Below are 15,799 nucleotides of genomic sequence, written 5' to 3' on the forward strand. Positions count from 1 at the left end.
CGGTGACCTCGCTCAAATCGCAGGCAAAAAAAAGCTGCCAAAACTGGCAGCAGAAACTTCAAGAACACGCGATGTATTGACCCCAGCATAGACGCTGAATAATGACAGTGTCATGACAGCGACAAATTCACTGAACCGCCCCTGCCCCGTCATCAGGATGTCATCAACGGAACGGCAGAATCCTCGCAAACCGTCTTGAGCCTTCCGGCGCATATTCAGCAAGGATTCCCATGAAACCAGACGCCCCGCTGTTTGCCGCCATCGACCTGGGTTCGAATGCCTTTCGTTTGATGATCGGCCAGTCGCTGCGCAGTCGCAAAGGCCTGCTGATTCAGGAAGTGAAAACCCTGCGCGAGCCGGTGCGTCTCGCCGAAGGTTTTGACGGCGGCGCGCTGGATGCGCTGGCACTGGATCGGGGCTGGCAGGCGTTGGCGCGGTTCGGCAAGAAATTGCGCGGTTTCGAGGCCGGTCGGGTTCGCGCAGTGGCCACCAGTGCGGTGCGTGAGGCGGACAATGCGCAGTTGTTTCTGGCCAGCGCCGAGCGGCATCTGGGTTTTCCCATTGATGTGATTTCCGGGCAAGAAGAAGCGCGGCTGGTCTACGCCGGTGTGGCGCATGCCCTGCCGGGTGCTGAAGATATGCGTTTGGTGGTGGATATTGGCGGCGGTTCCACCGAGCTGATTCTCGGCCAGGGCTCGCAAGCGTTGCTGACCGAAAGCATCGCGATTGGCAGCGGCACGTTGAGTACGCGGTTCTTTCGCGGCGGTGATATTTCTGCCGGCGCCCTGCAAGAAGCCGAACGTTTCGCCATCCTGCAATTTGAACGGGTTGCCCGGCGTTATCGGAGTCAGGGTTGGCAGCAGACCATCGGCTCGTCGGGTACCGCCCGCATGCTGGCCAAAGTGCTCAAGGCCAATCACCTCAATGACTTCGACAAGGACGGCATCACCTACGCCGGCCTGTTGCGCCTGGCCCTGCTTCTGCTGAAAGTGAGCAATGTGCAACAGCTGCACCTCGCCGGCCTGCAACCGCACCGCCAAAGCATCCTGCCCGGCGGATTGGTGTTGATGCTCGCGGCGTTCAAAGTATTCGGCATCTCGCAAATGGCCCCCTCCGAACCCGGCCTGCGCCTCGGCGTCCTGCACGGCCTGATGAGCAAGCACTGATCCTTGTAGGAGCCGAGCTTGCTCGCGAAGAGGCCTTTACATTCAAAGCTGATGTTGAATGTGCTGACGCCTTCGCGAGCAAGCTCGGCTCCTACAGGGGTTATGTGTCGAAGCAAAAATATTCGCCGACACCCAAAACCTGTGGGAGCTGGCTTGCCAGCGAAGAGGCCGGCCCATCAAAAATCCCTGTCGACTGACTCGCCGCCATCGCTGGCAAGCCAGCTCCCACAGGTTTTGTGTACATCCCACATCAAAACCAATGCCTGAAAAATAGCTATCGCGAGCAGGCTCACTCCTACCGTGGCAGTGTTGACCATTAGGCCGAGTGTCAGCTCGCCTGCTCTTGATCTTGATTCACAGGCCCCATCGGCAGGCTGAGTGGAGGGATTTATCCGGGGGTGGGAGCGCAGCGACCGTTTGGCGCAGCCAAATGCATCGAGAGGAGGTGCAGCGAAGCAAACCGGAGGCGATGCGCCCGGATGGATCCCGGAGCGAAGGAACCCCGAGCCCCAGCGAGCGGGCCGAACGCTGGGGCAAAGCCTTTTGGGTTACCTTTTCGGCGTTTGGAAAAGGTGACCCGCCGTAAGGGCGGAACCCTAAGCCGCCGTTACCGCAGGAATGGATATGTACCCAGTCAGAAAGAACCCCACAGCCTTCGCGAGCAGGCTCGCTCCCACAAGGATTTGCGCTAATTCGCGGTTCCGTAATCAACACCAATCCTTGTAGGAGCCGGGCTTGCCCGCGAAGAGGCCGGTACATTCAAAGCTGATGCTGAATGTGCTGACGCCTTCGCGAGCAAGCTCGGCTCCTACAGGTTTTGCTCTTTGTGCGTCAGGCCAATTCTTTGCGCAGTTGCCGGGCAGCGGTGACCATGTGCACCAGCGCCGCTTCGGTCTCTGGCCAGCCGCGGGTTTTAAGGCCGCAGTCGGGGTTGACCCACAAGCGCTCCGCCGGGATACGCTTGGCCGCTTTACGCAACAGATTGGCCATTTCCGACGCATCCGGCACCCGTGGCGAGTGGATGTCGTAGACGCCCGGGCCGATTTCATTCGGGTAGGCGAAAGCTTCGAAAGCCTCCAGCAATTCCATGTCCGAGCGCGAAGTTTCGATGGTGATCACGTCGGCATCCATCGCCGCGATGGACTCGATCACGTCGTTGAATTCGCTGTAGCACATGTGCGTATGAATCTGCGTTTCATCGCGCACACCCGAAGCGCACAAACGGAACACTTCAGTCGCCCAATCCAGATAATGCTGCCACTGCGCCCGACGCAACGGCAGACCTTCACGGAACGCCGCCTCGTCGATCTGCACAATCTTGATGCCGGCGGCTTCCAGATCCACCACTTCATCGCGAATCGCCAGCGCCAGTTGCCGCGCCTGCGCTTCACGCGAAACGTCTTCACGCGGGAACGACCACATCAGCATGGTCACCGGGCCAGTCAGCATGCCTTTCATGACCTTGCGGGTCAGGCCCTGGGCGTAGCGAATCCATTCAACGGTCATGGCTTTCGGACGGCTCAGATCACCAAAAATCACCGCCGGTTTCACACAGCGCGAACCGTAGCTCTGCACCCAGCCAAAACGGGTGAACACATAGCCGTCGAGTTGCTCGGCAAAGTACTCGACCATGTCATTGCGCTCGGCTTCACCGTGCACCAACACATCAAGACCCAAACGCTCCTGAATCTCCACCGCGTGGCGGATTTCGCTGTGCATCGCCTCGGTGTATTCGGCTTCGCTGAGCTTGCCTTGCTTGAACGACTGGCGAGCCAGACGAATCGATGCGGTTTGCGGGAACGAACCGATCGTCGTGGTCGGAAACAGCGGCAGATCGAGCCCGGCACGCTGCTTGGCGATACGCTGGGCAAACAACGATTGACGCTGACTGTCCTTGGCAGTGATCGCCGCCACACGCGCCTGAACCGCCGGTTTGTGAATGCGTGGCGATGCAGCACGCGCAGCCTGCACCGAACGGCTCTGGGTCAATGCGCGCAGCACGCGCGGCGCTTCCGGCTCGTTGACCGCTTGGGCCAGAACCGCCACTTCCTCGCATTTCTGCACGGCGAAGGCCAGCCAGCTTTTCAGTTCGGCATCCAGCTTGTCTTCACGGCCCAGATCCACCGGGCTGTGCAACAGCGAGCAGGACGGCGCGACCCACAGACGATCACCCAGACGCTCATGCGCATGCTGCAAAGTCGCGAGGGCATTTTCCAGATCGCAGCGCCAGACGTTACGGCCGTTGACCACCCCCAGCGACAACACTTTATACGCCGGCAGACGATCAAGAATCGTCGGGTACTGTTCCGGCGCACGCACCAGGTCAATGTGCAAACCGTCGACCGGCAGATTCGCCGCCAGACCAAGGTTTTCTTCCAAGCCACCAAAGTATGTGGCCAACAGTTTCTTCAGCGGATCACGCTGGATCTGGTTGTAGGCGCGCTCGAATGCGTTCTTCCATTCCTGAGGCAGATCGAGCACCAGAATCGGCTCATCAATCTGCACCCACTCCACGCCCTGAGCAGCGAGGCGCGAGAAGATCTGCCCGTACAGCGGCAACAAACGATCGAGCAAATCGAGCTTGTCGAACTCAGCGCCTTTGGCCTTGCCCAGCCACAGATAGGTCAGCGGGCCGATGATCACCGGTTTGACGTTGTGCCCCAGCGCGCGGGCTTCTTCGACTTCTTCGAACAACTGTTCCCAACCCAACTGGAACTGTTGATCCGCGCTGAATTCCGGGACGAGATAGTGGTAGTTGGTGTCGAACCACTTGGTCATTTCCTGGGCGTGGGCACCGCCGCAGCAACTGTCGCTGACGCCACGCGCCATGCCGAACAGGGTGTGCAGACTGGCTTTGCCGTCGTGCGGACGGAAGCGCTCCGGGATCACACCGAACATCAGCGAGTGCGTCAGCACCTGGTCGTACCAGGCGAAATCGCCGACCGGCAACAGCTCGATGCCGGCGTTCTTCTGCAAGTCCCAATGTGCTTTGCGCAGTTCGCGCCCGACGTCACGCAGGCCCGCTTCGTTCAGTTCTCCTTTCCAGAACGCCTCTTGCGCTTTTTTCAGTTCGCGGTCGCGACCGATGCGCGGAAATCCAAGGGAATGGGCCAGTGCCATAACAAACAACTCCAATGTCTTGTTGATGGCGGGCATTGTCGGCATCGGTCGCAAGTGAATCAAACTCAATATAATCCTGATCATCACAAAAAATCCTCATGATCCCTCACCCCCCCTGTAGGAGCTGAGGAACGCTGCGATCTTTTGATCTCGCCCTTCAAAAACCAACATCAAAAGATCGCAGCGTTCCGCAGCTCCTACGGGGATCGGGGTTGCGAGAGGTGCCATCCGGGCCTATGTTGCTTGCGAGCATCTTCTGCGCGAATGGAACGCGATCAATCACCAACACCGAGGTGAAGACATGTCAAAGGAATCCCGCCCTGCCGTACTTGGGCTGATCGGCAACACTCCGCTGGTGCAAGTGACCCGCTTTGATACCGGGCCCTGCACGCTGTTTCTAAAACTCGAATCACAGAACCCCGGCGGCTCGATCAAGGATCGCATCGGCCTGGCAATGATCGACGCCGCTGAACGCGATGGCCGTCTGCAACCGGGTGGCACCATCGTCGAAGCGACGGCCGGCAACACCGGTCTGGGCTTGGCACTGGTCGGCCGCGCCAAAGGTTATCGGGTGGTTTTGGTGGTGCCGGACAAAATGTCCACCGAGAAAGTCCTGCACTTGAAAGCCATGGGCGCCGAGGTGCACATCACCCGCTCCGATGTCGGCAAGGGTCATCCCGAGTATTACCAGGACGTCGCCGCACGCTTGGCGAAAGACATTCCCGGCGCGTTTTTCGCCGACCAGTTCAACAACCCCGCCAATCCGCTGGCCCACGAATGCAGCACCGCGCCGGAGATCTGGGCGCAGACCGAACATGATCTGGACGCGATTGTGGTGGGCGTTGGCTCGGCCGGCACGCTGACCGGTTTGACCCGTTTCTTCAAACGCGTGCAACCGGATCTGGAAATGGTCTTGGCCGATCCGGTCGGCTCGGTCATGGCGCAATACAGCCGCGACGGCAGCCTGCCGACGCCCGGTTCATGGGCGGTGGAAGGCATCGGTGAAGATTTTATTCCGTCGATCACCGACCTCTCCAGCGTGCGCCACGCCTACTCGATCAGCGACGAAGAAAGCTTCGATCATGCCCGTCAATTACTCAAGGCCGAGGGCATTCTCGGCGGCTCCTCCACCGGCACACTCCTCGCCGCCGCGCTGCGTTATTGCCGCGAACAGACTGAGCCGAAGCGCGTAGTCAGTTTCGTCTGCGACACCGGCACGCGCTATCTGTCGAAGGTTTACAACGATCAATGGATGACCGATCAGGGCCTGCTCAAACGCAAAGGCTACGGTGATTTACGCGACCTGGTTGCCCGTCGTTTTGAAGATGGCCGGGTGATCAGCGTCGGCCCCGACGACACCCTGCTGACCGCGTTCCAGCGCATGCGCCTGGCCGACGTTTCGCAGTTGCCGGTGTTGATCGACGGCAAGCAATTGGTCGGCGTGATCGATGAGTCGGACATTCTGCTCGGCGTCCATGAGGATGCCGCGCACTTCCGCAAACCGGTGACCAGCGCCATGACCGACAAGCTGCAAACCCTCGCGCCGAACGCCGATCTGGCCGAGCTGGAAAGCGTGCTCAGCCGTGGCCTCGTCGCTATCATCGCTGACGCTTCGGGCTTCCATGGCCTGATCACCCGCGTCGACATGCTCAACCAATTACGGAGATCCCTCGCATGAGTCAGCACGACAATAAATCTCAAGGCTTCGCGACCCGGGTGATCCACGCCGGGCAGGAACCGGATCCGACCACCGGCGCGCTGATGCCGCCGATCTACGCCAACTCCACCTATCTGCAAGACAGCCCCGGCGTGCACAAGGGTTTCGATTACGGCCGCTCGCACAACCCGACGCGCTTCGCGCTGGAGCGTTGCGTGGCGGATCTTGAAGGTGGCACGCAGGCGTTTGCGTTTGCTTCAGGGCTGGCGACGATTTCGACGGTGCTGGAATTGCTCGATGCCGGCTCGCACATTGTTTCCGGCAACGATCTGTACGGTGGAACGTTCCGTCTATTCGACAAGGTGCGTCAGCGCAGCGCCGGGCATCGTTTCAGCTTCGTCGATCTGGCGGATCTGTCGGCGTTCGAAGCGTCATTGCAGGACGACACGCGGATGGTCATGGTCGAGACGCCGACCAACCCGCTGCTGAGCCTGTCGGATCTGGCCGCGATTGCGCGTATCTGCCGCGCACGCGGGATTATTTGCGTGGCCGACAACACCTTCGCCAGTCCCTATATCCAGCGGCCGCTGGAGCTGGGTTTCGACATCGTGCTGCACTCGACCACCAAGTATTTGAACGGCCACTCCGATGTGATTGGCGGGATTGCCGTGGTTGGGCAGAACGCTGAACTGGCGGAGAAACTGGGTTTTCTGCAAAACGCCGTCGGGGCGATTGCCGGGCCGTTCGATGCGTTTCTGACCTTGCGCGGAGTGAAGACATTGGCGCTGCGCATGGAGCGTCATTGCAGCAATGCGCTAGAGCTGGCGCAGTGGCTGGAGCAGCAGCCGCAGGTCAAACGTGTCTACTATCCGGGGCTGCCGTCGCATCCGCAGCATGAGTTGGCCAAGCGGCAGATGCGTGGTTTTGGCGGGATGATTTCTGTTGATCTGAATAGTGATCTGGCCGGTGCGCGGCGGTTTTTAGAGAACGTGAAGATTTTTGCGTTGGCGGAAAGTCTGGGCGGCGTGGAGAGTTTGATCGAGCATCCGGCGATCATGACGCATGCGACGATTCCGGCTGAGACGCGGGCCAGACTCGGGATTGGTGACGGGTTGGTGCGGCTGTCAGTGGGGGTTGAGGATGTTGAGGATCTAAGGGGGGATTTGGCGCAGGCTTTGGCTGGGATGTAGGGCCTTGAAGGGGGCTGCTTCGCAGCCCATCGGGGCGGTGCGACGTTTCGCTAAATCCCCTCGCCACAGGGGTACAAGGGAGACCTGTGGAGAACGACAAAGCCCGCACTGGGCGGGCTTTGGTGTTTGAGTAGGCGGCCAGTGCTGGTCTCTGGCTTACAAGGTTTATCGGGAGTCTCACAGTACTGGACCAAGGGTGAAAGTAACGGTCTCAGCTGCTTCACACGGCATAAGGGCTGGATCTCAGCGCGGAGATCTTTCTAACCGTGAACCCTTCGGAACGCGCCCCACGTCTCCTTGCTATCCGATTGCGCATCAGTCTGCGTCTTCGCCTACCTGTTTTAGCCTAGCAAAGCCTGCGCAAACCGGTTCAGTGTTTTTAGACGGATTTCTTTTTTGCGCGTGGCTGCAAGGAAGCGAAACGACTATCCCCTCACCCTTCGTCCTTCCGGCCAATGGCGGGCAAATGCCCATCTATACTGGTTCAGTTGCCTTTGCGGAGCCGTTCAAATCGTCGACACCCGTGCATCTCGATGGTGCGCCCGTGCCAATCGCCAATTAGCTAGACCCAAGCCAGTGAGCCGAACGCCTGTGATCGAATGGCAGGCATTGCTCAACTGCGTTGTGGCTGACGGGTCGTGGAGAAGATTATGAATCACAAGCTTTTGTCAGGCGTTGTATTCGCAGTAGCGGCAACGATGGTGGCTCCCGGAGTCTGGGCCGGACAGCCGCAAGCGGTGGCGGCGGATGGGTCGGATCATGTTGGGGCGGGTGCGGTTGCTGCGGACGGTTCTGATCATGTCGGCGCGAATGCGGTGGCAGCAGACGGCGCAGATCACGTCGGCGCGGGTGCTGTGGCAGCAGACGGCTCTGATCACGTCGGCGCGGGTGCGGTGGCAGCAGACGGCGCAGATCACGTCGGCACGGGTGCTGTGGCAGCAGACGGCTCTGATCATGTCGGCGCGGGTGCGGTGGCTGCTGACGGCTCCGATCATGTCGGCGCGAATGCTGTGGCCGCTGATGGATCCGATCATGTCGGCGCGGGTGCCGTGGCATCCGACGGCGCAGATCGCTTAAACGCCAACCGTCTCGCCTATTCTCGCGTTGGCGTGGGTTCTGATCGCGTTGCGTCGGCATTGATGACTGGCAGCTATTCCGACCAGTTCAACAGCCCCCAGTAATAAACAAAACTGCAGGAGTGAGCCTGCTCGCGATAGCGCAGTGTCTGCGCCGAAGAAGGTGGCTGACACAACGCCATCGCGAGCAGGCTCACTCCTACAATGATTTGTGATGTGCCGCGGATTTTGTGTACGACGCTCAACCCTGTGGGAGCGGGCTTGCTCGCGAAAGCGTCTGCTCAGCCAACATCCATGTTGAATGCACTGCCCCCTTCGTGAGCAAGCCCACTCCCACTTTGGTTCTGCGCCAGTCAATGCATCCGCATACGCCACAAAACCCTGTAGGAGCCGAGCTTGCTCGCGAAGGCGTCGGCACATTCAAAATCATCATGGCAGACACACCGCTTTCGCGAGCAAGCTCGGCGCCTACAAGGATTCGTGCGTTCGGGCGTGAGGTGTCAGCTTACGGATCCACCTGTGCCATCAACTCCGGCACCGATTCCGGTCGTTTCGCATAACGCTGTGCCAACACCGCACAGACCATCAATTGAATCTGATGGAACAACATCAGCGGCAGAATCAACACGCCAATCGTGCTGCCGGCAAACAACACTTGCGCCATTGGCACCCCGGTGGCCAGGCTCTTTTTCGAGCCGCAGAACAGGATGGTGATGCGGTCTTCCTGATTGAAGCCAAACGCCTTGCCCAACAGCGTCGAGGCCACCAGCACCAGCGCCAGCAAAATGCAGCAAACCACCACCAGTCCCAGCAACTCGATCAGCGGAATCTGATGCCAGATGCCTTCATTGACCGCCTCGCTGAACGCGCCGTACACCACCAGCAGAATCGAGCCCTGATCAACGAATTTCAACCAGCTCTTGTTGCGGCCGACCCACGCGCCGATCCAGCGGCGGGCAATCTGTCCGGCAATGAACGGCAGGAGCAATTGCACGCTGATCTTGAGGATCGCATCCAGCGTCGAGCCGCCGTCACCGTGGACGTTGAGCAACAGCGTCACCAGCAATGGTGTGAGGAAAATGCCGAACAGGCTCGAGGCCGCCGCGCTGCAAATCGCCGCCGGAATATTGCCCCGCGCCAGCGAGGTGAAGGCAATCGCCGACTGCACCGTGGCCGGCAAGGCGCAGAGGTACAACATGCCCATGTACAGCTTGTCGCCGATCAGCGGTGAGAGCAGCGGTTTCAGCGCCAGGCCCAACAGCGGGAACAACACGAAGGTCAGGCCGAACACCAACAGATGCAAACGCCAGTGACCGGCGCCGGCGATGATTGATTCGCGAGAGAGCTTGGCGCCATGCAGGAAAAACAGCAGCGCGATGGCGATATTGGTCAGCCAGCCAAAACCGACCGCGACCTGGCCGCTGGCCGGCAGAAAACTGGCGAGCAGCACAACGCCGATCAGCGTCAGGGTGAAGTTATCGGGCAAAAATCTTGGGCGAGTCATGGTGTTTTTATCCGGGGGTTGCCAGTGCGTGCCGACGACTCTAACGTGACTGCAAATTACCGACTAACGCCGAAGAGCCTTGAGATGCCGCCTAAAGGACATGAAAAAAGCATCCGCCGCAGCATTCCCGGGCTGCCCAGCCTGCCGCGTCCGCTGTATGGACGCACGGAATCACTGCCCAATCGCGCACTGACCCGGCGCCATAGTCACCCGTGGGTGCAGTTGTCGTATGCGATTCAAGGTGTGCTCGAAGTGCAGACCAGCGCCGGCCGCTTTGTCGCGCCACCGGAGCGCGCGGTGTGGATTCCGGCCGGTGTGCCGCATCGGGTATTCAGTTCGCCGCAAACGGAAATGCGCAGCCTCTACATCGATTGCAGTGTGGCGGGCTGGGCGGTTGAGCATTGTCATGTGCTCGGCGTCAGTGATTTGCTTCGCGAACTGATCCGCGCGTTCAGTCAGGTGCCGGTGGAATACGACCAGAGCGGCCCGCACGGGCGCATGGCGCAGGTGATCCTCGATCAACTGGCCGATGCGCCGCAGATCGATTTGATGCTGCCGCTGCCGCAGGACGCGCGTTTAAAACAGATCTACCAAAGCCTGGAGCAACACCCCGAGCAGCAGACCACCCTGAGTCACTGGAGCGAAAAATTTGGCATCACCGAAAAGACCCTCACCCGCCTGTTCCTGCGCGACACCGGCCTGACGTTCCGCGCCTGGCGCCAACGCCTGCGCCTGCTCGGGGCACTGACGCCGCTGGAGAAAGGTGAACGCGTCACCGATGTGGCGCTGGCCTGTGGTTACGATTCGACGTCAGCGTTTATTGCGGCGTTTCGGCAGCAGTTTGGCGAAACGCCGGGGGAGTTTTTTCGTTGATCAGCGATCCGCCAACTCTTCCAGCAAATCCGCCGATGGCACAAAATACAAACTTCCGGTAACTGCAGTGCTGAAATCCAGCAACTTGTCATAGTTGCCGACTGGCTTGCCGACAAACATATTCTCCAACATCCGCTCCATCGGCTCAGGCGAACGCGCATAGCCAATAAAGAACGTACCAAACTCCCCTGCCCCCGGTCGGCCAAACGGCATGTTGTCGCGCAGAATCTTCACCTCGCCCTCGGCGGTGGTGATCGTCGTCAGTGCACTGTGTGAATTGGAAGGTTTGACCGAGTCGTCCAGTTCGATGTCAGAGAGTTTCTTGCGGCCGATCACTTGCTCCTGCGCCTCAACGCTCAGCGAATTCCACGCAGTCATGTTGTGCAGGTATTTCTGCACCAGCACGTAGCTGCCGCCACTGAAGCCCGGATCTTCATCACCGACGATGGTGAAATTCACCGCTTTGCGCCCGACCGGGTTTTCCGTGCCGTCGACAAAACCGATGATGCTGCGCATGTCGAAATAACGGAAACCCTGCACCTCGTCGACCACGGTGACGGCATCGCCCAGCACGGCCATGATTTGTGTCGCCAGTTCAAAACACAGATCCATCTGATCGGCGCGGATGTGCAGCAGCAGATCGCCGGGAGTTGACGGCGCGTGCCGCCCTTCCCCGCCAAATTCGCGGAACGCGTGCAGGGACGCCGGTCGCGGGCTGCCAAATAAACGATCCCAGGCGTTCGAGGAAAAGCCGCAGATGCAGGTCAGATTGCCTGACGGCACACGCTTGCCGACCGAGCGCACTAGCCCGGCGACGTCGCCGCACCAGCCTTTCACGGTTGCGGCGGCGTCGGCGCCTTCATTGAGTGTCGCGACGATAAAAATCGCGCTGCGGGTGATCGGGCTGCACACGGCTTGCGGTTCGAGGATGTCGGTTTGCATGGCTGAAAGTGCCGCCCTGTAGGGGTTACACCAAAGGTGCGACCCGAAATTCGAGGATGAGTCGGACTGCCTTGATGGCCCGACACTTCGTTTTTATCGAACTCTACCGCAGAAATAAACGATTTTTCTTTCGCGCAAACTCGTCGCTAGCATGGCCACGTCTGACGCTAATCGAATAAAAGACAGGGAGCGTGCCATGCCTTCAACCAATATCAATATCGGCGAACCGTGGATGTGGGGCGCCTTCGTCGTCTTCGTGCTGGCGATGCTCGCATTGGATCTCTTTGTGTTCGGCGGGCGCAAGGCGCACCGCGTCTCAGTGCGCGAAGCCTTGTCCTGGGTGATTGCCTGGTGCTTGTTGGCACTGAGTTTCGCCGCGCTGTTGTGGTGGTATTTGCACGGCGAATTCGGTGCCGATATCGCCCGGCAGAAGACCCTGGAATTTCTCACCGGTTATCTGATCGAGCAATCGCTGTCGATCGACAACATGTTCATCTTCGTGATGATTTTCAGCTACTTCGCCGTGCCGCCGGAGTTGCAACGCCGCGTGCTGCTGTACGGCGTGCTCGGGGCGATTGTGATGCGCGCGGTGATGATTTTCGCCGGCGTGTGGCTGCTGTCGCAGTTCGAATGGCTGCTGTACGCGTTCGGCGTGTTCCTGATCATCACCGGGATCAAGATGCTGGTGTTTGCCGACCAGCAACCGGATCTGGACAAGAACCCTTTGCTGCGCTGGGTGCGCGGTCATATGCGCATCACCAGTGACTTTCATGGTGAGCGCTTTTTTGTCCTGCAAAACGGTGTGCGCTGGGCGACGCCGATGTTTCTGGTGCTGGTATTGATCGAGGCCAGTGATTTGATGTTCGCGGTCGACAGCATCCCGGCGATCTTCGCCGTGACCACGGACCCGTTCATTGTGTTCACCTCGAACATCTTCGCGATCATGGGACTACGCGCGCTGTACTTCCTGCTGGCGGACATGGCTGACCGCTTTCATTTGCTCAAGTACGGGCTGGCGATTGTGCTGGTGTTTATCGGCGGAAAAATGGTGCTGATGCCATGGTTTCACATGCCGGTGGAGTGGTCGCTGCTGGTGGTGGGCGGGGTGATTTTTGGTTCGGTGTTGCTGAGTCTGGTCATCACCCGAAAACAAAACCAAACCGAAGCCCTGTAGGAGCTGCCGCAGGCTGCGATCTTTTGACTTTGATTTTTAAAAACAAGATCAAAAGATCGCAGCCTGCGGTAGCTCCTACAGGGGAATTTCGTCTGGACGGAGACTATTTATCGGACTTGATGCTGGTCCAGACGCGGGTGCGTACGCGTTCGAGTTTCTGCGGCAATGGCTGGACGACGTAGAGGTTTTTCAGCGCCTCCGGGGTCGGTGTCAGGTTCGGGTTGTCGGTGATCTCTTTGTTGATCAGCGGGATCGAATCCTTGTTCGCATTCGGGTAGCCGAGGAAGTCACTGATCGGCGCGATCACTTTCGGATCTAGCAGGTTGTTGAGGAATTCGTGGGCCTCTTCGACGTTCTTCGCGCTCTTCGGAATCGCGAAAGTGTCGAACCAGATCGGCGCGCCTTCCTTCGGCAAGCGCCAGTCGACCACGACACCGTTTTTTGCCTCTTTGGCGCGGTTGCCAAACTGGTAGAAGCTACCCGAATAACCGATGGCCACGCAGATGTCGCCATTGGCGATGTCAGTCATGTACTTGGCCGAGTTGAAGTAGGTGACGTACGGACGAACCTTGAGCATCAGCTCTTTGGCTTTTTCATAGTCGGCAGGGTTTTGGCTGTTCGGATCGAGCCCCAAATAGTGCAGGGCCAGCGGCAGAATTTCCGTCGGCGAATCGAGCATCGCTACGCCGCAGGATTTGAGTTTTTCCATGTTCTCCGGTTTGAACACCAGATCCCAACTGTCCACCGGCGCGTTATCGCCCAGTGCAGCCTTGACCTTGTCCGAGTTGAAGCCGATCAGCACGGTGCCGACCATGTAAGGCACGCCGTACTGGTTGCCGGGGTCGTTCTTGCCCAGCAGTTTCAACAGCTCCGGATCCTGGTGGCTCCAGTTTGGCAATTTCGACTTGTCGAGTTTCTGGAACACGCCGGCCTTGATCTGCGTTTCGAGGAACTGGTTCGACGGCACGACGAGGTCGTAACCGGAGTTGCCGGTGAGCAGTTTGGCTTCCAGGGATTCGTTGGTGTCGAAGGTGTCCCAGATCACTTTGATACCGCTTTTTGCAGCGAAATCCTTGGGCACGGACGGCAGAATGTAATCCGCCCAGTTGTACACCCGCAGTTCGCGTTGCTCGGCCTGGACGGCGCTGGCCAGCAGCGTCAGCCCACACACGGCGGCACCCAGAATGCGTTTCATCGTGACCATGGTTGTTTCCCCAAAATGCGGCGTGAGTTCGATGGTTTTTATGTTCTGTACACGGCAGCGGCTTTAAAGGTAGCCGAGGGTAAAAAAGGTCTAGCGTTTCGTTGTGGTTTTGATTCTTGCTGACAGCGTAGACGGATCACAGTGGGGGATGGGCCAAAAGGGGATCGATGTGGCCAATATGAATGTCCGCCGGGATGCGTGAGCATCCCGCAGATCAATTGTGGTGAGGGGACATCACCAAAGAAATCGGTTAGGGGCGATAGCTCAGTTTTGCCACCCTGCTCTGCTGCGCCTGACCACGTGTCGCCAGGCAGTAATACAGCGGCACAGTGACCACCAGCCCGACCAGCCACGACAGATCCGCACCCTCCACCAGATTGGCGTACGGCCCGACATACAGCGAAGTATTGGCGAACGGCAGCTGCACAATGATGCCGATGAAGTACGCGACGATCGCGTGCAGATTGAAGCGCCCGTAAATTCCACCGTCAGCGCGGAAGATCGAGGTGATGTCGTAGTTGCCGCGTTTGATCAGGTAGAAGTCGATCAGGTTGATCGACGCCCACGGCACCAGCACCAGCAACAGCGCCAGAATCAGCCCGATAAACTCGGAGATGAAATCCGCCGAAGCCCCCAGCGCCACTACGCAGCAGCCCGCCAACACGACACTCGATAGCACCACGCGCACCTTGATGCTCGGCGTCCATTGGCTGGCGAAGGTCTGGATCGAGGTGATGATCGACAGCACCGCGCCATACAGATTCAGGGCGTTATGGCTGATGATATTGAGCAAAAACAGCACCATCAAAATCGGCCCCAGCCAGCCCGTCGACTGCTTGACCGCCGCCATCGCCTCGGTGCCTTCCGGAGTCGCCAACACCGCCACTGCGCCGAAGCTGAACGACAGAATTGTGCCCAGCGTCGCGCCCAGATACGTCGCCCAAAATGGCTTGGCGATGCCGATATCCGCCGGCAAATAACGCGAATAGTCGGACACGTACGGCGAGAAGCTGATCTGCCAGATGATCCCCAACGACACCGTCGCCAGCCAACCGGACAGGTTGAAGCTGCCGCGCGTGAGGAAATCCGCCGGCAAGTCATGGGCGAAGATATAGATAAACCCGGCGAGCAGCGCGCTGCCCATCACCCAGGTGCCGATGCGGTTCAAAGTGTGAATGAAGTTGTAGCCGATCACGCCAATGGCCGTGGCCGCCAGCGCACCAATCAAAATGCTCAGCGGAGCCGGCACCGACGGCGCAAGGCCGACAATGGATTTACCCGCCAGGACGATGTTGGAAATGAAGAAGCCGATGTAAATGATCGCCGCAAAAAACACGATCAACAGCGCGCCATAACGCCCGAACTGACCGCGACTCTGCACCATCTGGGGAATGCCCATGCGCGGGCCTTGCGCCGAGGCCAGCGCAATTACCACGCCGCCAATCATGTGCCCCAGCGCAATCGCCAGCAGGCCCCAGAGCAAATCGAGATGGAACACCTGAACCACCATGGCGCCGGTGACGATGGGCAGTGGCGCAATGTTGGTGCTGAACCAAAGGGTGAAAAGGTCGCGGGCCTTGCCGTGGCGTTCCGCGAGTGGGACGTAGTCGACCGTATGATTCTCGATCAACGGATCTTGCCTGGACATCTGGGGCATAGGAATGAACTCGAGTTTGTCTGTTCTTATCTTTGTATGAAGCCAAACCGGGGGGACTCTCTGGCCGCCCCTCAGATGCAGACCATATTATGGTATTCCAAACTTTTCACAAGACTGTTCCGTAGTTCACAGCACTAACTGATACGTGATCCTCCCTGAAACCGCGGCTCACAGGCCAGCCGCAAGCCCAATAAACGTTGAGTTTCCGACGAAAGCACCACGTTAATCGGTTCAGC

The 15,799-nt window shown here is 59.0% G+C and carries 10 protein-coding genes and 1 pseudogene; 6 read left to right on the forward strand and 5 right to left on the reverse strand.

Translation table 11 applies throughout. From position 1 onward, the window contains the following. The first annotated feature begins 230 nt into the window (after positions 1-230). On the forward strand, positions 231-1,166 hold the full coding sequence (locus ACIP1X_RS08585) for a Ppx/GppA family phosphatase (RefSeq protein ID WP_400751121.1): 936 nt from the start codon (positions 231-233) through the stop codon (positions 1,164-1,166). 831 nt (positions 1,167-1,997) lie between these two features. On the opposite strand, the gene metE is transcribed toward ACIP1X_RS08585, so the two are convergent. Beyond that, positions 1,998-4,286, reverse strand: a complete 2,289-nt coding sequence (metE, locus tag ACIP1X_RS08590) for a 5-methyltetrahydropteroyltriglutamate--homocysteine S-methyltransferase (protein ID WP_400751219.1) — start codon at positions 4,284-4,286, stop codon at positions 1,998-2,000. 301 nt (positions 4,287-4,587) lie between these two features. Between metE and ACIP1X_RS08595 the strand changes: the two genes are divergently transcribed. From ACIP1X_RS08595 to ACIP1X_RS08605, 3 genes and pseudogenes are all read left to right on the forward strand, one after another. Further along, positions 4,588-5,964: a pyridoxal-phosphate dependent enzyme gene (locus ACIP1X_RS08595; protein WP_053121219.1), complete on the forward strand. Its 1,377-nt coding sequence runs from the start codon at positions 4,588-4,590 to the stop codon at positions 5,962-5,964. Next, positions 5,961-7,133, forward strand: coding sequence for a cystathionine gamma-synthase (locus tag ACIP1X_RS08600; RefSeq protein ID WP_400751124.1), 1,173 nt, complete (start codon positions 5,961-5,963; stop codon positions 7,131-7,133). Before ACIP1X_RS08595 ends, ACIP1X_RS08600 begins: the two co-directional genes overlap by 4 nt. A 737-nt stretch (positions 7,134-7,870) precedes the next feature. Then, a pseudogene (locus ACIP1X_RS08605) lies at positions 7,871-8,056 on the forward strand (hypothetical protein); the annotation flags it as partial. 658 nt (positions 8,057-8,714) lie between these two features. On the opposite strand, the gene ACIP1X_RS08610 reads toward ACIP1X_RS08605, so the two are convergent. Next, positions 8,715-9,713 (reverse strand): bile acid:sodium symporter family protein, encoded by a 999-nt coding sequence (locus ACIP1X_RS08610; protein ID WP_053121226.1) that lies wholly within the window; start codon positions 9,711-9,713, stop codon positions 8,715-8,717. Positions 9,714-9,797: 84 nt separating this feature from the next. Here ACIP1X_RS08610 and ACIP1X_RS08615 point away from each other — a divergent pair, with 84 nt between their 5' ends. After that, complete coding sequence (locus ACIP1X_RS08615) at positions 9,798-10,586, forward strand: AraC family transcriptional regulator (RefSeq protein WP_400751126.1); 789 nt, start codon at positions 9,798-9,800, stop codon at positions 10,584-10,586. Here the strand turns inward: ACIP1X_RS08615 and ACIP1X_RS08620 are convergent, their stop codons facing one another. Further along, positions 10,587-11,528, reverse strand: a complete 942-nt coding sequence (locus ACIP1X_RS08620) for a Dyp-type peroxidase (protein WP_400751129.1) — start codon at positions 11,526-11,528, stop codon at positions 10,587-10,589. Positions 11,529-11,724: 196 nt separating this feature from the next. On the opposite strand from ACIP1X_RS08620, the gene ACIP1X_RS08625 reads away from it, so the two are divergent. Next, positions 11,725-12,702, forward strand: coding sequence for a TerC family protein (locus ACIP1X_RS08625; protein WP_400751131.1), 978 nt, complete (start codon positions 11,725-11,727; stop codon positions 12,700-12,702). Between the two features lie 103 nt (positions 12,703-12,805). On the opposite strand, the gene ACIP1X_RS08630 is transcribed toward ACIP1X_RS08625, so the two are convergent. Together ACIP1X_RS08630 and ACIP1X_RS08635 are read right to left on the reverse strand one after the other, a co-directional pair. Next, positions 12,806-13,906: a polyamine ABC transporter substrate-binding protein gene (locus ACIP1X_RS08630; protein ID WP_400751132.1), complete on the reverse strand. Its 1,101-nt coding sequence runs from the start codon at positions 13,904-13,906 to the stop codon at positions 12,806-12,808. A 250-nt stretch (positions 13,907-14,156) separates the two neighbouring features. After that, a complete protein-coding gene (locus ACIP1X_RS08635; RefSeq protein WP_400751135.1) occupies positions 14,157-15,563 on the reverse strand; it encodes a purine-cytosine permease family protein in 1,407 nt (468 codons plus the stop codon). Positions 15,564-15,799: the final 236 nt, after the last annotated feature.

It is taken from the genome of Pseudomonas sp. NPDC088885, from assembly GCF_044750025.1.
In the GTDB taxonomy this organism is placed as follows: domain Bacteria; phylum Pseudomonadota; class Gammaproteobacteria; order Pseudomonadales; family Pseudomonadaceae; genus Aquipseudomonas; species Aquipseudomonas rustica.

What these genes read in the sequence shown, in the direction of transcription:
- ACIP1X_RS08610 (WP_053121226.1), bottom strand. Translation starts at nt 9,713, where the DNA reads ATGACTCGCCCAAGATTTTTGCCCGATAACTTCACCCTGACGCTGATC.
- ACIP1X_RS08620 (WP_400751129.1), bottom strand. Translation starts at nt 11,528, where the DNA reads ATGCAAACCGACATCCTCGAACCGCAAGCCGTGTGCAGCCCGATCACC.
- ACIP1X_RS08635 (WP_400751135.1), bottom strand. Translation starts at nt 15,563, where the DNA reads ATGCCCCAGATGTCCAGGCAAGATCCGTTGATCGAGAATCATACGGTC.
- ACIP1X_RS08625 (WP_400751131.1), top strand. Translation starts at nt 11,725, where the DNA reads ATGCCTTCAACCAATATCAATATCGGCGAACCGTGGATGTGGGGCGCC.
- metE (WP_400751219.1), bottom strand. Translation starts at nt 4,286, where the DNA reads ATGGCACTGGCCCATTCCCTTGGATTTCCGCGCATCGGTCGCGACCGC.
- ACIP1X_RS08585 (WP_400751121.1), top strand. Translation starts at nt 231, where the DNA reads ATGAAACCAGACGCCCCGCTGTTTGCCGCCATCGACCTGGGTTCGAAT.
- ACIP1X_RS08630 (WP_400751132.1), bottom strand. Translation starts at nt 13,906, where the DNA reads ATGGTCACGATGAAACGCATTCTGGGTGCCGCCGTGTGTGGGCTGACG.
- ACIP1X_RS08595 (WP_053121219.1), top strand. Translation starts at nt 4,588, where the DNA reads ATGTCAAAGGAATCCCGCCCTGCCGTACTTGGGCTGATCGGCAACACT.
- ACIP1X_RS08615 (WP_400751126.1), top strand. Translation starts at nt 9,798, where the DNA reads ATGCCGCCTAAAGGACATGAAAAAAGCATCCGCCGCAGCATTCCCGGG.
- ACIP1X_RS08600 (WP_400751124.1), top strand. Translation starts at nt 5,961, where the DNA reads ATGAGTCAGCACGACAATAAATCTCAAGGCTTCGCGACCCGGGTGATC.